At 64.9% G+C, this 20,844-nt stretch carries 21 protein-coding genes and 1 riboswitch; of the genes, 16 read left to right on the forward strand and 5 right to left on the reverse strand.

The features are described 5' to 3' along the window. Positions 1 to 201 precede the first annotated feature (201 nt). Entirely contained in the window at positions 202 to 747 is a 546-nt protein-coding gene (locus ACQR1Y_RS10425) for a DUF805 domain-containing protein (RefSeq protein WP_434876039.1), read from the reverse strand. 330 nt (positions 748 to 1,077) lie between these two features. Further along, positions 1,078 to 1,596 (reverse strand): MarR family winged helix-turn-helix transcriptional regulator, encoded by a 519-nt coding sequence (locus ACQR1Y_RS10430; RefSeq protein WP_434876038.1) that lies wholly within the window; start codon positions 1,594 to 1,596, stop codon positions 1,078 to 1,080. Between the two features lie 77 nt (positions 1,597 to 1,673). Between ACQR1Y_RS10430 and ACQR1Y_RS10435 the strand changes: the two genes are divergently transcribed. From ACQR1Y_RS10435 to ACQR1Y_RS10475, 9 genes are all read left to right on the forward strand, one after another. After that, positions 1,674 to 2,897, forward strand: a complete 1,224-nt coding sequence (locus ACQR1Y_RS10435) for a cytochrome P450 (RefSeq protein ID WP_434876037.1) — start codon at positions 1,674 to 1,676, stop codon at positions 2,895 to 2,897. Between the two features lie 9 nt (positions 2,898 to 2,906). Further along, the gene (locus tag ACQR1Y_RS10440) at positions 2,907 to 3,230 is read left to right on the forward strand and encodes a 2Fe-2S iron-sulfur cluster-binding protein (RefSeq protein ID WP_434856478.1); all 324 of its coding nucleotides are present in this window, start codon (positions 2,907 to 2,909) and stop codon (positions 3,228 to 3,230) included. Between the two features lie 46 nt (positions 3,231 to 3,276). Then, entirely contained in the window at positions 3,277 to 4,497 is a 1,221-nt protein-coding gene (locus tag ACQR1Y_RS10445; RefSeq protein ID WP_434876036.1) for an ABC transporter substrate-binding protein, read from the forward strand. 261 nt (positions 4,498 to 4,758) lie between these two features. After that, complete coding sequence (locus ACQR1Y_RS10450; protein WP_434856476.1) at positions 4,759 to 5,931, forward strand: ABC transporter substrate-binding protein; 1,173 nt, start codon at positions 4,759 to 4,761, stop codon at positions 5,929 to 5,931. A 143-nt stretch (positions 5,932 to 6,074) separates the two neighbouring features. Next, a complete protein-coding gene (locus ACQR1Y_RS10455) occupies positions 6,075 to 6,992 on the forward strand; it encodes a branched-chain amino acid ABC transporter permease (RefSeq protein ID WP_434856475.1) in 918 nt (305 codons plus the stop codon). Beyond that, on the forward strand, positions 6,989 to 7,936 hold the full coding sequence (locus ACQR1Y_RS10460; RefSeq protein ID WP_434876035.1) for a branched-chain amino acid ABC transporter permease: 948 nt from the start codon (positions 6,989 to 6,991) through the stop codon (positions 7,934 to 7,936). The genes ACQR1Y_RS10455 and ACQR1Y_RS10460 overlap by 4 nt, the downstream gene beginning before the upstream one ends. Continuing rightward, positions 7,929 to 8,699, forward strand: a complete 771-nt coding sequence (locus ACQR1Y_RS10465; RefSeq protein WP_434876034.1) for an ABC transporter ATP-binding protein — start codon at positions 7,929 to 7,931, stop codon at positions 8,697 to 8,699. Before ACQR1Y_RS10460 ends, ACQR1Y_RS10465 begins: the two co-directional genes overlap by 8 nt. 31 nt (positions 8,700 to 8,730) lie before the next feature. Next, positions 8,731 to 9,435, forward strand: a complete 705-nt coding sequence (locus ACQR1Y_RS10470) for an ABC transporter ATP-binding protein (RefSeq protein ID WP_434856577.1) — start codon at positions 8,731 to 8,733, stop codon at positions 9,433 to 9,435. A gap of 508 nt (positions 9,436 to 9,943) precedes the next feature. Further along, entirely contained in the window at positions 9,944 to 10,096 is a 153-nt protein-coding gene (locus tag ACQR1Y_RS10475; protein WP_434880034.1) for a transporter, read from the forward strand. Here ACQR1Y_RS10475 and ACQR1Y_RS10480 read toward each other — a convergent pair. Further along, positions 10,093 to 11,211: an IS630 family transposase gene (locus tag ACQR1Y_RS10480; protein ID WP_434880035.1), complete on the reverse strand. Its 1,119-nt coding sequence runs from the start codon at positions 11,209 to 11,211 to the stop codon at positions 10,093 to 10,095. The two genes, ACQR1Y_RS10475 and ACQR1Y_RS10480, sit on opposite strands and share 4 nt — an antisense overlap. A 118-nt stretch (positions 11,212 to 11,329) precedes the next feature. Continuing rightward, the gene (locus ACQR1Y_RS10485; protein WP_434880036.1) at positions 11,330 to 11,689 is read right to left on the reverse strand and encodes a hypothetical protein; all 360 of its coding nucleotides are present in this window, start codon (positions 11,687 to 11,689) and stop codon (positions 11,330 to 11,332) included. A 219-nt stretch (positions 11,690 to 11,908) separates the two neighbouring features. Next, a riboswitch (guanidine-I (ykkC/yxkD leader) is annotated at positions 11,909 to 12,011 on the forward strand. A gap of 75 nt (positions 12,012 to 12,086) precedes the next feature. Between ACQR1Y_RS10485 and ACQR1Y_RS10490 the strand changes: the two genes are divergently transcribed. From ACQR1Y_RS10490 to ACQR1Y_RS10510, 5 genes are all read left to right on the forward strand, one after another. Then, on the forward strand, positions 12,087 to 13,157 hold the full coding sequence (locus ACQR1Y_RS10490; protein ID WP_434880037.1) for a putative urea ABC transporter substrate-binding protein: 1,071 nt from the start codon (positions 12,087 to 12,089) through the stop codon (positions 13,155 to 13,157). Between the two features lie 436 nt (positions 13,158 to 13,593). Further along, on the forward strand, positions 13,594 to 14,415 hold the full coding sequence (locus tag ACQR1Y_RS10495; protein ID WP_434880038.1) for an ABC transporter permease: 822 nt from the start codon (positions 13,594 to 13,596) through the stop codon (positions 14,413 to 14,415). Continuing rightward, positions 14,415 to 15,188 carry an ABC transporter ATP-binding protein gene (locus ACQR1Y_RS10500; protein WP_434880039.1) on the forward strand — a complete coding sequence of 258 codons (774 nt, stop codon included), beginning with the start codon at positions 14,415 to 14,417 and terminating at the stop codon, positions 15,186 to 15,188. The genes ACQR1Y_RS10495 and ACQR1Y_RS10500 overlap by 1 nt, the downstream gene beginning before the upstream one ends. A gap of 27 nt (positions 15,189 to 15,215) precedes the next feature. After that, positions 15,216 to 16,421: an agmatinase family protein gene (locus ACQR1Y_RS10505; protein ID WP_434880040.1), complete on the forward strand. Its 1,206-nt coding sequence runs from the start codon at positions 15,216 to 15,218 to the stop codon at positions 16,419 to 16,421. Positions 16,422 to 16,564: 143 nt separating this feature from the next. Then, positions 16,565 to 16,939, forward strand: coding sequence for a hypothetical protein (locus ACQR1Y_RS10510; protein ID WP_434880067.1), 375 nt, complete (start codon positions 16,565 to 16,567; stop codon positions 16,937 to 16,939). A gap of 51 nt (positions 16,940 to 16,990) precedes the next feature. Here ACQR1Y_RS10510 and ACQR1Y_RS10515 read toward each other — a convergent pair whose 3' ends face one another. Continuing rightward, on the reverse strand, positions 16,991 to 17,911 hold the full coding sequence (locus ACQR1Y_RS10515) for a helix-turn-helix transcriptional regulator (RefSeq protein ID WP_434880041.1): 921 nt from the start codon (positions 17,909 to 17,911) through the stop codon (positions 16,991 to 16,993). A gap of 128 nt (positions 17,912 to 18,039) precedes the next feature. On the opposite strand from ACQR1Y_RS10515, the gene ACQR1Y_RS10520 reads away from it, so the two are divergent. Next, positions 18,040 to 19,560, forward strand: coding sequence for a benzoate-CoA ligase family protein (locus tag ACQR1Y_RS10520; RefSeq protein WP_434880068.1), 1,521 nt, complete (start codon positions 18,040 to 18,042; stop codon positions 19,558 to 19,560). Between the two features lie 477 nt (positions 19,561 to 20,037). Then, positions 20,038 to 20,841, forward strand: coding sequence for an alpha/beta fold hydrolase (locus ACQR1Y_RS10525; protein WP_434880042.1), 804 nt, complete (start codon positions 20,038 to 20,040; stop codon positions 20,839 to 20,841). Positions 20,842 to 20,844: the final 3 nt, after the last annotated feature.

Here is a 20,844-nt window from a genome sequence, read left to right on the forward strand (position 1 = left end):
CATTTGCCTGCGCTCCGCTTCGCCGATGCTGCTGATGTAGCAAGCCACATGCCATTGTGTACATGGCCGGGGATGCGGCGTTGGAAGCGAAAAATATTGTAATTCAGAGAGTTGATGTGACGGCTCCGGCCGCCATTGGGCCGGTCGAGCGGCGATCCCCTCGCATTTTGCTCAGAAAATGAGCAATGCGGGTTGGCTGTCCTAGTAGCTGCGCCGGCCGGCGTCGCCGCCGGTGATGCGTGCGAGCCGGGCATCCGTGGCCGAACCGGAGCTGCGGGCGCTTCGGAACGTCGCCGCCGGCGCGGTGCTCACGGACCTGCCGCCGGAAGACGATGCATCGTCGGCGCCGCTCGGGAAGAACAGCAGCGCGGCGCTGAGGCCGAGATTGACCAGGCTGCCGACCCACGTCCCATGCTGGGCGGACGTCGCGGCATATTCAGGAAACCGGCCGGCGATGACGTAGTCCAGCGCCATGACGGCGATCCAGGCCGGGATCACGCACACCGGGTCCCAGCCGATGTCGCGGAAGCGCATCGACTGCAGCATGGCGTTCGCGATTAGGAACAGGCCGATCCAGACTATGAGAGGTCCGGTCAGCGCGAGACCCGCCTTTTGCGAGGTCACTGCCGCGAGACCCATGGCGAGAACGATGCCGAGGACGATGAAAGCGACCACGAGCGCGAGCGAGGCCAGGAAGTACTGCAGCCGCCCGAGGCGCATATTGAATCCGAAGATGAATCCCAGCATCCGTCTCTCCCGCAGGCTGCGCCGCGACTGCGGGTTCGCCGATACAATCTGGATAGCAGGGCGAAATTGCCGTGCCGCTGCATGGATCATTAAAATTGTAAGCATCGGGACCCGCGCCGGGCGAGGAGCAAATTTATCGTTGCCAAAGCAACTAATCCGTGGAACGATTGTGTTCGTAGATTGAGTGAGGCGCAGCGCAAAGCCGCGCCGCCAACGAGGGATGGAAACGCCATGCGCAGCCTGCTCGCAGCAGGCGCGGCCGCTTGCGCGCGCGCGAATGGACGGTCTGGGCAGGGCGCTCAGGCCTGGAGCGATCGATCTCGGCCGGGGTCAGCTCGCGCCGGTAACGGCGTCGAGATTGTCGTGGATGCGGCGGAGCAGGGCGATCAACGTTTCCTGCTCGCTCTCGTCGAGGCATGCCAGCAGCCGCCGCTCGCGCTCCAGTGCGGCGATGATGACCTTGTCGTGCGTGGCGCGGCCCTTGGCCGTCAGCGAGATCGAGTGGCTGCGGCCGTCCTGCGGATCATCGCGGATCGCGATCAGGCCGCGGCCCTTCATCAGCGCCAGGGTGCGGCTGACCGGGCCCTTGTCGAAGCCGATGACACTGCAGATGCGCGAGGCCGGAATTCCCGGCTCGATCGCCAGCAGCGACATGATCCGCCATTCCGTGACGTTGACGCCGAAATTGCGCTGGTAGAACGCAGTCGCGCTGTTCGACAGCTTGTTAGCGATGAAGGTGATGAAGGCCGGCACATAGCGGTCGAGATCGAGCGTGAGGCCGTGGGCCCGATCTTGACCCTCAGTCTCGCGTGGCGGCGCTTCGGGCGGCTTTCTCTGTTTCCCGCTCATGATCTCCAGCGTCCATGCATTCCCACTCATAGGGATACGAAAAGCCGCATGACAAGGCCAAACTTCGGGAGAGCAGCATGAACCCAACAGGTCTTTCCTCGGACGCCGGTGTAGCGCCTGATATCCCACATCTCGCGATCGATCCGTTCTCCTACGGCTTCTTCGACGATCCCTATCCCGCGCATGAGGAGATGCGCGAGGCCGGTCCCGTCGTCTATCTCGATCAGTGGAACGTCTACGGCGTCGCCCGCTATGCCGAAGTCTACGCGGTGTTCAACGATCCGCAGACCTTCTGTTCCAGCCGCGGCGTTGGATTGAGCGATTTCGCCAAGGAGAAGCCGTGGCGGCCGCCCAGCCTGATCCTAGAGGCGGATCCGCCGGCGCATACGCGGACCCGCGCGGTGCTGAGCAAGGTGCTGTCGCCTTCGGTGATGAAGCGGCTGCGCGACGGCTTCCTGGCCGCGGCCGAGGCCAAGGTCGACGAACTCCTGGCGCGCGGCACGTTCGATGCGATCCCCGATCTCGCCGAAGCCTATCCGCTCTCGGTGTTCCCCGACGCACTTGGTCTGAAGGCCGAAGGGCGCGACCACCTCATTCCCTATGCAAGCCTGGTGTTCAACGCGTTCGGTCCGCCGAACGAATTGCGCCAGCAGGCGATCGAGCGCTCGGCACCACATCAGGCCTATGTCACCGAGCAATGCCAGCGCGACAATCTCGCGCCCGGCGGTTTCGGCGCCTGCATCCATGCCTTCAGCGACAGCGGCGAGATCACACCGGCCGAGGCGCCCTTGCTGGTGCGCTCGCTGCTGTCGGCCGGGCTCGACACCACCGTCTATGGCATCGGCGCGGCGGTGTCCTGCCTGGCGCGCTTTCCGGATCAGTTTGCACGGCTGCGCGCCGATCCGTGGCTGGCGCGCAACGCGTTCGAGGAGGCGGTGCGGTTCGAGAGCCCGGTGCAGACCTTCTTCCGCACCACGACGCGTGATGTCGAGCTCGGCGGCGTCGTCATTCCCGAAGGCGAGAAGGTGCTGATGTTCTTGGGCGCAGCCAATCGCGATCCCCGCCGCTGGGAGCACCCGGATGCCTACGACATCACGCGAAAGGTCTCCGGTCATGTCGGCTTTGGCTCGGGCATCCACATGTGCGTCGGCCAGCTCGTCGCGAGGCTCGAAGGCGAGGCGGTGCTGACCGCGCTCGCGCGCAAGGTCGGCAGCATCGCCATAAGCGGCGAGCCGAAGCGCCGCTACAACAACACGCTCCGCGGGCTGGAGAGCCTGCCGGTCACCTTCACTCCAGCCTGAGCGACGTCAATGACCACCATCACCTTCATCCATCCCGACAACCGCAGCCAGACCGTGGACGCCGCGGATGGCGATAGCCTGATGCTCGCCGCACTCACCCATGGCGTCGACGGCATCACCGCCGAATGCGGCGGCAACGCCGTCTGCGCCACCTGCCATGTCTATGTCGACGACGCCTGGACGGCGAAGCTCGACCCGGTGTCCGACGACGAGGACGCCCTGCTCGACGGCACCGCCGCCGAGCGGCTGCCGAACAGCCGGCTGTCGTGCCAGATCAAGGTGCAGCCGGCGCTCGCGGGCCTCGTGGTGCGCATTCCGGACCGGCAGAGCTGACGGTTTCGACAACAATCAAAACAAGCAATCCAAGGGGAGGACCACCATGAAGCAACTCAGGACCTGCGCGCTGGCGCTGGCGGCGTCGTTCGGCGTCTCGGCCACGGCAACCGCGGGCGAGATCTCCGACAATGTCGTGCGCGTCGGCGTGCTCAACGACATCTCCGGCATCTTCCAGGACACCAACGGCATGGGCTCGGTCGAGGCCGCACGCATGGCGGCGGAGGATTTCAACGGCGGCGGCAAAGGCATCAAGGTCGAGATCGTCTATGCCGACCACCAGAACAAGGCCGATGTCGGCTCGGCGATCGCGCGCAAATGGCTCGATGTCGACAAGGTCGACGCCATCGTCGACGTGCCCAACTCCGCCGTCGGCCTCACGATCAACGAGCTCTTGCGCAACAGCCGCATGACGTTCCTGGCCTCGTCGACGGCGAGCTCCGATCTCACCGGCAAGGCCTGCTCGCCGAACACCATTCAATGGGTCAACGACGCCTGGGCGACCGGCAACACCACGGCGGCCGCGATGATGGGCCGCGGCGGCAAGGACTGGTACTTCATCACGGTCAACTACGCGCTGGGACAGGGCATCGAGGCAGAGGCCACCAATTACATTGAAAAGAACGGCGGCAAGGTGCTCGGCTCGGCCAAGCATCCGCTCGGCACGACCGACTTCGCCTCCTTCCTGCTGCAGGCGCAGGGCTCGAAAGCCAAGGTGATCGGGCTCGCCAATGCCGGCGGCGACACCATCAACGCCGTCAAGCAGGCCGCGGAGTTCGGCATCCAGCAGGGCGGCCAGTCGCTAGTCGCGTTCCTGCTGTTCATCAACGACATCCACGGCATGGGCCTGAAGGCCGCGCAGGGCCTGCAGCTGCTCGAAGCCTTCTATTGGGACATGGACGACGACACCCGCGCCTTCGCCAAGCGCTTCGCGGCGCGCCCGGGCATGAACGGCAAGATGCCGAGCGGCAACCAGGCCGGCGTCTATGCCTCGACGCTCGCTTATCTCAACGCGGTCGCAGCGACCGCCAGCGACGACGCCAAGGATGTCGTGCCGCAGATGAAGACGGTGAAGGGCAAGGACAAATTGTTCGGCGATGTCACCATCCGCGCCGACGGCCGCGTGGTGCATCCGATGTATCTGTTCGAGGTGAAGAAGCCCGAGGAGTCGAAGTACCCCTACGACTACTATCGCCTGGTCTCCACGATTCCGGCCGAGCAGGCGTTTCGCCCGCTGGCCGAGGGTGGTTGCGCCCTGATGAAGTGACGCTCGTTGCGAGTGACACGAGGAGAACCGCAGCGGGCCGTGTCACATTGACCCGGCCCGTTTCTGCTGTGCTGCAGTATCCTTAACAGGCACTATAGTTCTTGCCTTTGCCCGTTTGCGGGAATTATGGTGCATGGACCGACGGTGCGCAGAATAAAATCCGCGCGGCGGCCTGCTGCGGCGAAACGCCGCCACTCGCCGTGCTGCTGCGTGCCGGTGAAACAACGATAAGAACTGATCGTGATCAGGGGAGGGACGACCATGAAGACGAGCTTCTGGCTGGCTGGCGCGGCGGCGCTGCTGTTTTCGAGCACGGCCTTTGCCGGCGACACCATCAAGATCGGCTTCGTCTCGACGTTCAGCGGCCCCACCGCCGTGATCGGCAACGACATGCGCAACTCGTTCGAGCTGGCGCTCGACCATCTCGGCCGCAAGATGGACGGCAAGCCGGTCGAGGTGATCTACGAGGACGACCAGCAGAAGCCGGATGTCGGCAAGCAGAAGACCGAGAAGCTGGTGCAGTCCGACAAGGTCGACTTCATCGTCGGCTACATCTGGTCGAACGTGCTCTTGGCCTCGCTCAAGACCGCTGTGGATTCCCAGACCTTCCTGATATCAGCCAATGCCGGCCCGTCGCAGCTCGCCGGCGAATTGTGCTCGCCCTACGTGTTCTCGACCTCCTGGCAGAACGACCAGACGCCCGCCGCGATGGGCCTCTACATGAACCAGAAGGGCGTGAAGTCGGTGTTCCTGATCGGACCGAATTATGCGGCCGGCAAGGACATGCTGGCGGGCGTGAAGAGCACCTTCAAGGGCCAGGTGGTCGGTGAGGAATATACGGTGTGGCCGAGCCAGCTCGACTTCTCGGCCGAGCTCTCCAAGGCGCGCGCCTCGGGCGCCGAGTCGATCTTCGTGTTCTATCCCGGAGCTGCCGGCGTGCAGTTCCTCAATCAATACGCGCAGGCCGGCCTCAAGGAGAAGATGCCGCTCTACACGGCCTTCACCGTGGACGAATTGTCGCTGCCGCTGCAGAAGGACAACGCGATCGGCGTACCCGGCGCCCAGGAGTGGGTCAACGACCTGCCGAACGAGCAGAACAAGAAATTCGTCGAGGATTACCGCAAGAAGTACACCGGTCTGCGCCCGACCTATTACGGCGCCCAGGCCTATGACGCCGCGCAGCTGATCAACAGCGCTGTCGTCGCGGTCAAGGGCGACACCTCCAAGAAGGCCGAGATGAAGGCCGAGATGGAGAAGGCCAACTTCAAGTCGCTGCGCGGCAACTTCAAGTTCGGCAAAAACCATATTCCGATCCAGAACTTCTACCTGCAGGACGTGGTCAAGGACGCCGACGGCCAGCTCTCCCTGAAGACTGTGGCGACCATCGTCGAGAACGACCAGGACCGCTTCCACGAGAAGTGCCCGATGAAATGAGCCAAAAGAATTTCGGGCCGGGGTCGAGACCGGCCTGGAATTTGCTTGAAGCTTAAAACATCTCCGGCCTAAGATCGGGACGGACATGGCGGCAGCGCCTGCAATGGTTCTGCCGCCGTCTTTTTGAGCGTGAAGTGAGGGGCATGCTTCTCGTCGTCGAACAATTCCTGAACGGGCTGCAGTTCGGACTGCTGCTCTTCCTGCTGGCTGCCGGCCTGACGCTGGTGTTCGGCATCATGGACCTCGTCAATCTCGCGCACGGGTCGCTGTACATGATGGGCGCCTATTTCGCGGCGACCTTCGTGGCCTGGACCGGCAGCTTCGTGCTCGGCGGCGTCATGGCGCTCGGTGCCACGCTTCTGCTCGGCATCGTGCTCGAATTCACGGCACTGCGCCATCTCTATGGGCGCGACCATCTTGACCACGTGCTCGCGACCTTCGGCCTGATCCTGTTCTTCAACGAGGCTGTCCGGCTGATCTGGGGTCCCGCGGGCCTTGCGCTGTCGCTGCCGTCCTGGCTCGCCTTCCCCGTGACGATCCTACCGGGCATTCAATATCCGGCCTATCGCCTGGCGATCATCGTCGTGGCACTCCTGGTGGCGCTGCTGCTCTATCTCGGCGTCATGCGCACGCGCATCGGCATGCTGATCCGCGCCGGCGCCTCCAACCGCGAGATGATCGGCGCGCTCGGCATCAACATCAAGCTGCTCTACACCTTGGTGTTCGGCCTCGGCGCCGCGCTCGCCGGTCTCGCCGGACTGATGCAGGCGCCGATCCTCACCGTGCAGATCGGCATGGGCGAGAACATCCTGATCCTCGCCTTCGTCGTCATCGTGATCGGCGGCATCGGCTCGATCCGCGGCGCCTTCATCGCCGCGATCATGATCGGCCTGATCGACACGATGGGCCGCGCCTTCCTGCCCAATCTGCTGCGCCAGGTGCTGAACTCGGCGGCAGCCTCCACGGCGGCGCCGGCGATGTCGTCGATGCTGATCTATCTCCTGATGGCGATCGTGCTGGTGGCGCGGCCTGAAGGTCTGTTCCCGGCCAACCGCAGATGACATCCAAGCTCAACGTCTCGACAATCGTGGCCGCGCTCGTCGTGGCCGGCCTCGTGCTGCTGCCGGTCTATTCGAACCTGACCGGCAACATCTTCATCCTCACGCTGTTCACCCGCATCGTGATCCTGGCGCTGGCGGCCGTCAGCCTGAACCTGCTGATGGGCTATGGCGGCATGATGAGTTTTGGCCATGCCGCCTATCTCGGCATCGGCGGCTACGCCGTCGGCATCCTGGCGCAGGAGGGCATCGGCTCCGGCTGGGCGCAGTTTGCCGTGGCGATCGCGGTGTCCGCGCTCTACGCGCTGGTCATCGGCGCGCTCTCCTTACGCACCCGCGGCGTCTACTTCATCATGATCACGCTCGCCTTCGCGCAGATGGCCTATTACGTCGCCTCGGGCCTCGCGCGCTACGGCGGCGATGACGGCCTCACCGTCTACAAGCGCAGCGATTTCGGCGGCCTGATCAATCTCGGCAACCGCGTCCAGTTCTACTACCTGTGCCTGGCCTGCCTGCTCGCCGTCGTCGTGCTGGTCTGGCGCATCGTCAATTCGCGCTTCGGCCTGGTGCTGCAGGGCCTGCGCTCCAACGAACAGCGCATGCAGGCGATCGGCTTCCCGTCGAAGCGCTACAAGCTCGCCTGCTTCGTCATCGCCGGCATGCTGTGCGGGCTGTCGGGCGCGCTGCTCGCCAACAACACCGATTTCGTCAGCCCGGCCGTGATGTATTGGACCCGCTCCGGCGATCTGATGGTGATGGTGATCCTCGGCGGCATGGGTACCTTGATGGGGCCGGTCGTCGGCTCCGTGGTGTTCCTGGTGCTGGAGGAGGTGCTGTCGCAGCTCACCGAATATTGGGCGCTGATCATGGGGCCGCTGCTGCTCCTGATCGTGCTGTTCGGCCGCGGCGGCATCATGGGCATGCTCGGGAGGTTGAACCGTGGCTGAACCGCTGCTCCGCGTCGACAATCTGGTGCGCCGCTTCGGCGGCATCGTCGCCACCGATCACGTCTGCCTCGACGTCTCCCAGGGCGAGATCCACGCCATCATCGGACCCAACGGCGCCGGCAAGACCACCTTGATCAGCCAGCTCACGGGGCATCTCGCGCCGCATGCCGGCCGCATCTTTTTGGGCGGCCGCGACATCTCGCATTTCCCGGCCTACAAGCGCAGCGCGCTCGGACTGGCGCGTTCGTTCCAGATCACGTCTCTGCTGACCGACTTCACCGCCGCCGACAACGTCGCGCTCGCAGCGCAGGCGCATGACGGCAGGCACTCGTTCCGCTTCTTCGCCAATGCGCGCAAGGAGAAGCCACTGCGCGACGCCGCGCGCGCCGCGCTGGAGCGCGTCGGCCTCGGTCATCGCGCCGACGTGCTGGTGTCGAAGCTCAGCCATGGCGAACAGCGCGAACTGGAGCTCGCGGTCGCGCTGGCGACCAAGCCGCAGATCATGCTGCTCGACGAGCCGATGGCCGGCCTCGGCGTCACGGAATCGCAGCGCATGGTGAAGCTGCTGGCCGAGCTGCGCAACGAGGTCTCGATCGTGCTGGTCGAGCACGATATGGAGGCGGTGTTCGCGCTCGCCGACCGCATCTCCGTGCTGGTCTATGGCCGCATCATCGCCTCGGGCAAGCCGGACGAGATCCGGCAGAACGAGGAGGTCAAGCGCGCCTATCTCGGCGATCAGCATGTGGTGGTCGGCCATGGTTGATCAGAAAATGGGTGATCGGAAAGACAACGGCATGCTGCTCGACGTCGACGGCATCGAGACCTGCTACGGCTTGAGCCAGGTCCTGTTCGGACTGTCGTTGGCAATCCGTCCCGGCGAGATGGTCTCGCTGATGGGCCGCAACGGCATGGGCAAGACGACGACGATCCGCTCGATCATGGGCCTGACCCAGGCGCGCGCCGGCCAGATCCGCTTCAGCGGCCATGAGACGCGCAAGCTGCCGTCCTACCGGATCGCGCAGCTCGGCATCGGCCTGGTGCCGGAGGGGCGGCAGATCTTCCCGAACCTGACCGTGACAGAGAATCTCGTGGCGGCCTCGACCAACCGGCTCGGCGCGTCTGATCCGTGGACGCTCGACAAGATCCACGCACTGTTTCCGCGGCTCGCCGAGCGCGGCAGCAACATGGGCAACCAGCTCTCCGGCGGCGAGCAGCAGATGCTCGCGATCGGCCGCGCGCTGATGACCAATCCAAAGCTGCTCATCCTCGACGAGGCGACCGAAGGCTTAGCGCCGCTGATCCGCGAGGAGATCTGGAACTGCCTGTCGCTGTTGAAATCACGCGGGCAGTCGATCCTGGTGATCGACAAGAACGTCGAGCACCTCACCCGCATCTGCGACCGCCACTACATCATCGAGCGCGGCCGCACGGTGTGGAGCGGAACGTCGGAGCAGCTGATGGCGGAGCCGGAGCTGCAGCACCGCTATCTCGGCATTTGATTAGTCTCAGTCTCGCGGCAAGCTCGGTCTGTGCCTCCCCCGCGTGCGGGGGACGTCGTAGCGCATCGCCAGATGCGCTGCGGGTGGGGCTGCTCCGGAACGACTGCCGCCGTGGCGCCCCCACCCCAGCCCTCCCCCGCAAGCGGGAGAGGGGGCGCGCTGCCGCCGGGGTGAGAGCATCCTGCTCGTCTAAGAGTTCTGCTCTCCCAGCAAGCTCGGTCAGCGCCTCCCCCGCGTGCGGGGGAGGTCGTAGCGCATCGCCAGATGCGCTGCGGGTGGGGGCCGCTCCGGAACGACTGCCGCCGTGGCGCCCCCACCCCAGCCCTCCCCCGCAAGCGGGAGAGGGGGCGCGCCGTCGCCGGGGTGAGGTGGTCGGCCAACGAACTGGCCTTGGTCGTCGTATCAGTCAGTCCTGCTGACGTGAGCCGAATTTCCGTTGAGGGGCGGCGTGGAGAGGACTATTCTTTCAAGTGGTAGTTTGTCTTGCCTTTTATCGAAGGTTGAGCAAATGCGTACGCCCCACCGAAAAGTCCAAGCAACGCAAAAAGCCGCATCAACCCTGCGCGGCTTCTGGTCCGATCATTCCGATCTCGAGACGGCGCTGTGTCTCGCGTTCATGCTGATCGTCGGCGTCATCGTGAAGCTGACGCCGCCGGCCTAGTGTCCTGAACCAGAAGTTCGCAACATCGGGTCTTGTTTTTCCGGGGCATTGTAACGACAGAAGCGCTCGATGGAAGCGAGGATGTCGTCGGCGGATTTGGTCCATCGGAACGGTTTCGGATCGGCGTTGTGTCGTTCGATGAATGAGGCGATGTCTGCCCTGAGGGCGGCTACGCTGCGATAGACGCCGCGCCTGATCTTCTTATCGGTGAGGAGCGAGAAGAAGCGCTCCACCTGGTTGAGCCACGACGAACTGGTCGGGGTCAGGTGGACGTGCCAGCGTGGCCGTTTTACGAGCCATCTTTGGATCAATGGCGTCTTATGCGTGGCGTAGTTATCCATGACCAAGTGAACGTCGAGCTCAGACGGCACTCTCGCTTCGATCTCGTCGAGGAACTTGCGGAACTCGGCTGCGCGATGGCGCCCGTAGCATTTGCCAATCACCCGTCCGGTCGCAATATCGAGGGCAGCGAACAGAGATGTGGTGCCATGCCTTTTGTAGTCATGGGTTCTTCGGGCTGCTTGGCCGGGACGCATCGGCAGCATCGGCTGGCTGCGGTCTAGCGCCTGGATTTGGGACTTCTCGTCCACACACAGAACGATGGCGTGCTCCGGCGGTGAGACGTAGAGGCCTACGACATCGCGCACCTTGGCCACGAAGTTCGGGTCGGTCGAGAGCTTGAACGTCTCCATCCGGTGCGGCTGGAGGCCGAAGGCCCGCCAGATGCGTTGTACCGTCGATACGGATAGGCCGCTCGCCTTCGCCATGTCCCGGGAGCTCCAGTGAGTGGCGTTCTCGGGGCAACTCTCCAACGTTCTCACGATCACGGCTTCGATGCGGGCGTCGTCAATCGTGCGAGGCGCGCCGGAGCGCGGTTCATCATGCAGCCCGGCCACGCGCTGCTCTACAAAACGCCGTCGCCACTTGCCTACTGTGCCCCGCTCCAGGCCTAGCTTCGCCGCCACGTCCGTGTTCTGACCGCCTTCCGCGCAGGTCAGCACGATCCGGGCTCTCAAAGCTAGCGCCTGCGCCGTCTTCCGCCGCTTCGTCAGCGACGTCAGTTCGGCGCGCTCGTCATCGCTCAATATCAGGGGGGGAAGGTGCTGGACCGCCATTGTAGCCTCCGTCGCTGTTTGCCTCAATTCTTGGCACAGCGACGCGAATCTACTGCGAATCTATGATTGCGAACTTGTGACTCGGGACACTAGGTGCCGTCGATCACCGCACCCGCGCTCAGCGTTCGAACGGGATGTACTTCTGGTATTCCTTGGGCACCCGGCTGCGGTAGCGCGACGGCACCGTGCCGCTGCGCAAGGAGTCTTCGACTTCCTGCCGGGTGGTCTTGGTCCGCTTTTTCTTTTTCGGAGCGTCGGCGGCGGCGGCGGGCTTCGTTTCACCCGGCTTCGTCTCGGCAGGCTTGGTCTCAGCCGGCTTGTCGCTCGCGGGTGCCGCTGCAGCAGGCGACGGATTCGGGGTGGGGGAGGGAGTTGCGGCTGGCGCGTCCGCGGCGGGCGCACTTTGCGCGATGGCCGTTCCGGACATCAGACCCGCAGCCAGCAGGCCTGCCACTGCGATCCCGGATAATCTGATCATGACAACGAGACTCCCAACCACGGCACCGGATGTGCCGACTTGATGAGGTCGTTCGCGCGCGATGACCGGTTCATGCCGCGGGTGCATGGCCATCGTCGCCAACGATCCTCACCGCCCAAGATAAATTCGTGATGCCGTCTTTTTAAGCACATGCTGCGGTCCGTTCCGTTGAATCGCAAGCATTTTCCTCTGGCATGCGGATTGCTGATCTCAGTGCTTAGAGTTGGCTGCTAGGGTTCCGGTTCTCCACGCGAGAACGCTGGTCCGAGAGCAGCCGCCAGGGGAGAGCCCTGGTGCACGGCGGGATAAAAACCCGGGAGACCTCAGTGGCCGCGCTTGGCAGGCTCGAGGTTGTGTTTGCCAGTCCGCAGGTCAAAAAACCGATGAGGGACTGGACATGTTCAACGCGCGAAAACTGTTTGTTGCACTGCTCGCGGCATCGACGCTGGCGACCGCATCGCTGTCGCCCGCTTACGCCGAGAAGAAGAAGGAATTCAACATCGCCTGGACGATCTATGTCGGCTGGATGCCGTGGCCCTATGCGGCGGAGTCCGGGATCGTCAAGAAATGGGCCGACAAATACGGCATTTCGATCAAGGTCACCCAGATCAACGATTACGTCGAGTCGATCAACCAGTACACGGCCGGCAAGTTCGACGGCGTGACCGTCACCAACATGGATGCGTTGACGATCCCGGCCGCCGGCGGCGTCGACACCTCTGCCATCATCCTGGGCGACTACTCCAACGGCAATGACGGTGTCGTCCTGAAAAAGGGCAAGACGCTCGCCGACATCAAGGGCCAGAAGGTCAATCTCGTCGAGCTCTCGGTGTCGCATTATCTGCTGGCGCGCGGGCTGGAGACCGTGAAGCTCTCGGAAAAGAACATCAAGACGGTCAATACGTCCGACGCCGACATCGTCGCGGCGGCGAAGTCGCCGGATACGACCGCGGTCGTCACCTGGAATCCGCAACTGCTCGAAGTCAAGGCCGAGCCGGGCGCGACCTTGGTGTTCGACTCCAGCAAGATCCCCGGCGAGATCGAGGATCTCCTCGTCGTGAACACGCAGACGCTGAAGGACAATCCGGAGCTCGGCAAGGCGCTGACGGGCATCTGGTACGAGACCATCGCGCTGATGAAGGACCAGAGCGAGAAGGGCAGGGCCGCGCGCGAGGCGATGGCCAAGCTCTCGGGCACCGATCTCGCGGGCTTCGAGACTCAGCTCAAGACCACGTTCATGTACTACGAGCCGAAAGACGCGCTCGCCTTCATGACCGGTCCGGAGCTGCCGAAGATCATGGATCACGTCCGCACCTTCTGCTTCGACCACAACCTGCTCGGCGAGAACGTCAAGTCGAAGGACGCGGTCGGCATCTCGACGCCGGCCAAGGCGCTGGGCTCCACCACGAACGTCAAGCTGCGGTTCGATCCGACCTACATGAAGATGGCGGCCGACGGGAAGCTCTGATCATCTTCCGTCGGCCTATCAGCCTCTCCCCTCACCCTGAGGAGCCCGCCTTAGGCGGGCGTCTCGAAGGGCGAGGCCCGTTCCGTGGCCTCATGGTTTCGAGACGGCGCTGGCGCGCCTCCTCACCATGAGGAGGTGCACCTGAGATCGGTGCTGCAAGTTGATCGTCGCCAGAGTGCTGATGGAGAGAGACGAATATCGGCGCGGCGCTGTCGGTGCGCTCCCTCTCCCCGTCCTTCATGGGGAGAGGGTTGGGGTGAGGAGCAGCCACGCGCACCGGCCGTGCGGAGAGCCCCCCTCACCCGGATTGCATCTCGCGATGCAATCCGGCCTCTCCGCGCACGCGGGGAGAGGCTGGCAGCCCGCTTCGGGCTCGACTGTACGGACAATTGACCACGAACAGCGCGCTCGTGGAGACGATTGAGGGAGCTTGGCGATGCCGCGTGCCATGAACGTCGTTCCGAACCGGGGCAGCCGGCTGTTGCTGGCGTTGCTGCCGTTCCTGCTGATCGCGCTGATCTATGTGATCGGCTCGGCGCAGCGTCGCGCAGACAATCCCGACGACAAGCTGCTGCCGCCGGTGTCGGAGATGGTCGCGACCTCGAAGCGGCTCGCGACCGAGCCGGACCGGCGCTCCGGCGACTACGTGCTGTGGGCGGATACGGCGGCAAGCCTGCAGCGCCTCGCCCTCGGCCTCGGCATCTCCGCGATCATCGGCCTGACGCTCGGTCTCGCCATCGGCCTGCTGCCGATCGCGGGCGCCGGCTTCGGCACCCTCGTCGCGGTGCTGTCGATGATCCCGCCGATGGCGGTGCTGCCCGTGCTCTTCATCGTGTTCGGCCTCGGTGAATTGTCCAAGGTCGTCCTGATCATCATCGGCGTCACGCCGACCCTGGTCCGCGATCTCTCGCTGGAAGTGCAGAACATGCCGCGCGAGCAGCTGATCAAGGCGCAGACGTTGGGTGCCTCGACTTGGCAGGTCGCGATCCGCGTGGTGCTGCCGCAGATCATGCCGCGGCTGATCCAGGGTCTCAGGCTGATGATCGGCCCGGCCTTCCTGTTCCTGATCTCGGCGGAAGCCATCGCCTCCGACGTCGGCCTCGGCTATCGCATCTTCCTGGTGCGGCGTTACCTGTCTATGGACGTGATCCTGCCCTACGTCGTCTGGATCACGCTGCTTGCCTACGTGTTCGACTACGCCCTGGTGTGGTTCGGTCAGCGCGCCTTTCCCTGGGCCTATGCGCGAGGGAGCCGCTAATGAGCACGCTGTCCTTCCGCAACGTCTGGGTCGAGTACGGCAACCAGGTCGTGCTCGAGCGCATCAATCTCGAGATCGCCTCCGGCACCTTTCTCTCGATCGTCGGCCCCTCCGGCGCCGGCAAGAGCACGTTCCTGCGTCTCATCCTCGGCCAGGAGAAACCGAGCCAGGGCGCGGTGCTGCTCGACGGCCAGCCATTTCCGGCCGAGCCCGGCCCGGACCGCGGCATCGTGTTCCAGCGCTACTCGGTGTTCCCGCATCTCACGGTGCTCGGCAACGTGCTGCTCGGCTATGAGCTCGCGGCGAGCCCGCTCACGGCGCGCCTGTTCGGTGCGGCGCGCAAGGACGCGGTCGAGAAGAGCCGCGCGCTGATCGAGGCGGTCGGTCTCGGTTCTCACGCCGACAAATATCCGAGCGCGCTGTCCGGCGGCATGCAGCAGCGGCTCGCGATCGCGCAGGCGCTCGCCAAGCAGCCACGCGTGCTGCTGCTCGACGAGCCGTTCGGCGCGCTCGATCCCGGCACCCGCGCGCAGATGCATGCGCTGATCAAGCCGCTGTGGCGCGAGCACAACATGACCATCGTGATGGTCACCCACGACATCAAGGAGGCCTTCGGCCTCGCGACGCGGCTGATCGCGCTCGACCGACCGCGCAAGGATCCGCAGGCGCCCGAACGCTTCGGCGCGCGCATCACCTATGACCTCGATCTCACCCGCGACAGCGCGGTGCCCGTGCTCGGCTTCATCCGCGCCAGCGTCCAGGCGGCGCAATAACACCCAGAAGAAACGAAGGAGAACTCCATGTCATTCCCCGCCATGCGGCGCACCCGCCGTGCCGGCCTGCAGCCACAGCGCCAGGGCCTGCGCCGTCACCATCCGGACTTCGACAAGATGGCCACGCAGGGCTGGCAGGCGCTGGAGGCCGAAGGCAAGCTGCCGACGAACGGCTGGCGCAAGGAGCGGCAATGGGCGCTCGACATGGGCCTGCCCGGCGCCGACACACTGACCGATCGCGACATCCCGACCTTCGCGCGCGGCGAGCTGCCGCATTTCGCGGGCATCAACACCTTCATGAAGGCGCCCTATGTCGAGAACGTCCGCGACGTCGGCAAATACGACGCCGCCGTGATTGGCATCCCGTTCGATTCCGGCACCACCTATCGTCCCGGCACGCGCTTCGGGCCGCAGGGCATCCGCCGCATCTCCGCGCTCTACACGCCTTACAACTACGAGCTCGGCGTCGACCTCCGCGAGCAGATGACCCTGTGCGATGCCGGCGACGTCTTCACCATCCCCGCCAATCTGGAAAAGAGCTTCGACCAGATCAGCCGCGGCGTCGCGCATGTCGCCTCGTCCGGCGCGCTGCCGATCATGCTCGGCGGCGACCACTCGATCGGCTTCCCTTGCGTGCGCGGCATCGCGCAGTGCACTGACAAGAAGATCGGCATCATCCATTTCGATCGCCACATCGACATCCAGGAAAAGGATCTCGACGAGCGCATGCACACCACGCCCTGGTACTGGGCGACCAACCTGCCGAACGTGTCGCCGACCAATCTGGTGCAGCTCGGCATCGGCGGCTGGCAGGTGCCGCGCGAGGGCGTCGAGGTCGCGCGCAAGCGCAACACCAACGTGCTGACGATCGCCGACATCGAGAAGATCGGCCTGGAGAAGACCGCCGAGATCGCGCTGGAGCTGGCCTGGAAGGATGCCGACGCCGTCTACATCTCGTTCGACGTCGACTCCATCGATTGCGGCTTCGTGCCCGGCACCGGCTGGCCGGAGCCCGGCGGTTTCCTGCCGCGCGAGGCGCTGAAGCTCTTGGGCCTCGTTGCCGCCGAGGGCCTGTGCGGGCTCGAAGTCGTCGAGGTCTCGCCGCCCTACGACACCTCGGACATCACCGCACTGATCGGCGTGCGCGTCGTGGTCGAGGCGCTGGGCTCGATGGTTGCCCACGGCAAGCTCGGCAGCCACAAGCACATCATCAACAAGCCGGTCAGCTATTGAGGTCCGCGATGCGCCATCATCATCACCATCACGGCCATCATCATCACGACCATGGCCATTCCCACGATCATGATCATCACCATGACCACGACCATCCGCCGCACGGCCCCGGCCACAACCATCCGCATGGCGGCCGCTCGCCGGTGCAGTGGCAGACGCCGCATCAGCCGGAAGGCGCGAAGCCCGCGCCGGTGGTCGAGCCCGATCTCGACAAGGTCGAGGCCGCCTTCGTCGACGGCTTCATCGCCGCCCCCGATCCGACCAGCTTCCTGCGGCTCGCGCGCGTTCCGTTCGAGATCCTGCGCGAGGGCGAGAGCCTGAAGCTCTTGCGCGTCGAGATCGACGCGCTGACCGATGTCGGCAGCCTCACCCCGCATCTCGGCGGCAGCAGCTTCCGCTACGATCCCTTGCCGTCGAACTTCATCTCCCGCCGCCGCCGCCTGCGCTTCATCTATTTCGATGGCGCCGGCCTGACGCCGCTGACCTACGCGGAGCTGCGGGAGATCGAAACGCGGTAGTCTCGGCCGGACTCGTCCGCGCGTCTGCCCGTCCAACCGGGCAGGCGCGCCTCACCCCCGCGCGAACATCCGCGCCTCGTTGGCGATGACCGGCTTCACAGCCTCGCCGAGCCGTGCGGCGGCCGCGTCGACCGTCAGCCCTGCCGTATCCACCACCGCATTGGCCCGCGCATACAGCGGCTCGCGGCTGGCGAGGATGTTGCGCAGCTCGGCCATCGCCGAGCGGTCGTCGGCCATTGGCCGCAAATCGCCCTGCTTGCGCACGCGGGCCATGTGCTCCTCCGGCTCGGCCTTGAGCCAGATTGTGTAGAACGAGGTCAGGATCAGGTCGAACGTGACAGGCTCGGAGACGATGCCGCCGCCGGTTGCCAGCACCATCGGCTCCTTGCGGGCCAGCAGTTGCACCAGCGCCGTCTGCTCCATGCGGCGGAAGCCTTCCTGGCCGTAGAGCGCGATGATCTCGGCAGCCGACAGGCCGTTCTGCCGCTCGATTTCCTTGTTGAGCTCGACAAAACTCCAGCCGATCCGCTCCGCCAGCATCCGCCCGAGCGTCGACTTGCCCGCGCCGCGCAGGCCAATGAGCGCAATGCCGGAGAACGTCCGCCGCAGCGGCGCCGAGGCGCCGCCGGCGAGCAGCTCCTTGACCTGCGCGATCTGGCTCGGGCTCGCCTTCTTCAGGAGATCACGGATGACCGGCCAGTCGGGCGAGGGCTCGCCGCCGGGAATGATGTCGTCGAGCGGCGCGTTGATGGCGTTGGCGATGCGGCGCAGCAGTACGATCGAGACGTTGCCTTTGCCGCTTTCGAGCTGGGCGATGTAGCGCTCGGAAATGCCGGAGACCTCGGCCAGCACCTTGCGCGACATGCCGGCGACGCCGCGCATCCGCCGCACCCGCTGGCCCAGCTGGTCGAGGAAGTCGGTCTCGGCCGCGGACTGGCCGTCGTCGCGCGGGGCGTCGCTGTGTGACGTCATATCCCTGAGGTACTCTTGTGATCAGGAAACATAGTGCCGGGGAGGATTGACAGCAAGCGATGTTGGTGGCCTTCTATGAATTATAATTCAAAAATCGGGGGAGGAACGCCGTGAAGTCGTACAATGCGGTGTCGTGGCTGCTTGACCGCAATGTCGAGGCCGGCCGCGGCGACAAGCTCGCCTACACCGACACTGTCTCCGAGCTGACCTATCGCGGCCTGCAGCAGCAGTCCTGCCGCGTCGCCAATGTGCTGCGCCGCCTCGGCGTTCGCCGCGAGGAACGCGTGGCGATGATCATGCTCGACACGGTGGATTTCCCCGCCGTCTTCCTCGGCGCGATGCGCGCCGGCATCGTCCCGGTGCCGCTCAACACGCTGCTGACGTCGGAGCAATATGCCTATGTGCTCGCCGACTGCCGCGCCCGGGTGCTGTTCGTGTCCGAGGCGCTGTATCCGGTCGTGAAAGACATCGTCGGCCGGATGCCGGACCTCAATTGCGTCGTGGTCTCCGGCAGCAACGCGTTCGGCCACAAGCTGCTGTCCGAAGAGTTCGCGCGCGAGAGCGATCAGTTCGACACCGTCGCCACCCACGAGGATGAGCCGGCGTTCTGGCTGTATTCCTCCGGCTCGACCGGCATGCCCAAGGGCGTCCGCCATCTCCACGGCAATCTCGCCGCGACCGCCGAGACCTACGCCAAGCAGGTGCTCGGCATCCGCGAGAGCGACGTCTGCCTCTCCGCGGCAAAGCTGTTCTTCGCCTATGGCCTCGGCAACGCGCTGACCTTTCCTTTGTCGGTCGGCGCCACCACGATCCTGAATTCCGAGCGCCCGACGCCGGCTTTGATGTTCAAGCTGATGAACCGCTACAACCCGACCATCTTCTACGGCGTGCCGACCTTGTTCGCGGCGATGCTGCACGACGAGTCGTTGCGTCACGAGAAGGCGGGCAGCGCCTTGCGCATCTGCACCTCGGCCGGCGAAGCGTTGCCGGAATCCGTCGGCAATGCGTGGCGCGCGCGCTTCGGCGTCGACATTCTCGACGGTGTCGGCTCGACCGAGCTGTTGCACATCTTTCTGTCGAATGCGCCCGGCGACATCAAATACGGCTCCTCCGGCCGCCCGGTGCCGGGCTATCAGGTCCGCCTCGTCAACGAGGCGGGACAAGACGTCCCCGACGGCGAGGTCGGCGAAATGCTGGTGCATGCGCCCTCGGCCGGCGAGGGCTATTGGAATCAGCGCCACAAGACGCGCTCGACCTTCGAGGGCTATTGGACGCGCACCGGCGACAAATATGTCCGCGACGCCGACGGCCGCTACACCTTCTGCGGCCGCTCCGACGACATGTTCAAGGTCTCCGGCATCTGGGTGTCGCCGTTCGAGGTCGAGAGCGCGCTGATCACGCATCCCTCCGTGCTGGAGGCGGCCGTCGTGCCGGAGGCCGATCCGGAAGGTCTGTTGAAGCCGAAAGCCTATGTCGTGCTGCGCCCGAGCGTCGACCGCGAGACGCTGCACGAGGCATTGAAAGAGCACGTCAAGCAGAAGATCGGCCCGTGGAAGTATCCACGCTGGATCGAGGTGGTGGACGCGTTGCCAAAGACCGCCACCGGCAAGATCCAGCGCTTCAAGCTGCGCGAGGGGGCGAGTCAGTAGTTGGTCTTCCTGCCCGTGAGTTGGCCCTGCTGTTAGTTGTCGTCATGGCCGGGCTTGACCCGGCCATCCATCTCTCTGCGAGAAGGAAAGACGTGGATGCCCGGGCCTTCGCCGCGCCGAAGCGGCTTCGGCCGCGCAGGCGGGTCAAGCCCGGGCATGACGAAGGAGAGAATAGCGCATGACGCTCGAAGCTAACGGCTTCCTCGCCATCAACGCTACCCCAACAGCGCTAGATCGGCCCCGCTTCGCTGCGCCCTCCGGTATGATGAAACAAGACACGCACATGATGAAGCAACTCATCGCCGCAAACTCCGCTCGGCTCTCTCCCCCCTTGTGGGGGAGAGGTGGAGAGGGGGGTATCATGAGCGCCGGTGCTTGTGGCTCACCCCCCTCCCTAGCCCTCCCCCACACGGGGGGAGGGAACGACGGAGCTCGCCGCGCGAGCATTTTTGGCCAGTGGTATGAGTGGAGATCGCGATGACCTTGGCTGCATCCGGCTTCCTCACCATCGATTCCGTGCAACTCGAATATCGCCTGATCGGCCCGCAGCCCTCCGCGGCGCCATGCATCGTGCTGCTGCATGAAGGCCTCGGCTCGGTCGGCCTGTGGGGCGACTTTCCCGACAGACTGCAGGCCGCCACCGGCACCTCCGTGTTCGCCTATTCCCGTGCCGGCTACGGCGCCTCGAGTCCGGTGATCCTGCCGCGCCCGCTCGACTACATGCAGCGCGAGGCGCGGGAGGTGCTGCCGAAGCTGCTCGACCTCATTGGCTTCCGGCGCGGTCTGCTCGTCGGTCATTCCGACGGCGCTTCGATCGCGGCGATTTATGCCGGCAGTCACGCCGACCGCCGCCTCGACGGCGTCGTGCTGATCGCGCCGCATGTCATCGTCGAGGACGTCTCGGTCGCCTCCATCGCCGCGATCAAGACCGCCTATGAGACCACCGAGCTGCGGGCCAAGCTCGCCCGCTGGCACAAGGACGTCGACAATGCCTTCCATGGCTGGAACGGCGCCTGGCTCGATCCGGCCTTCCGTGCCTGGGACATCACCGCGGACCTTGCCTACATCCGCGTCCCCGTGGCCGTGATCCAGGGCGCCGACGACCAGTACGGCACGGTCCGGCAGGTCGAGATCATCCAGGAGGAGTGTTACTGCCCGGTCGAGGTGACCATGCTGCCCAGGACCAGCCATTCCCCGCACCGCGAGTCGCCCCAGGCGACCCTGCGGGTTATTGCCGAGTTCGCCGCGGCCACCCTGCCGCTCACCCAATCACAAACATGAAAT

This window comes from Bradyrhizobium sp. HKCCYLRH3099 (genome assembly GCF_051167855.1).
Lineage (GTDB): Bacteria > Pseudomonadota > Alphaproteobacteria > Rhizobiales > Xanthobacteraceae > Bradyrhizobium.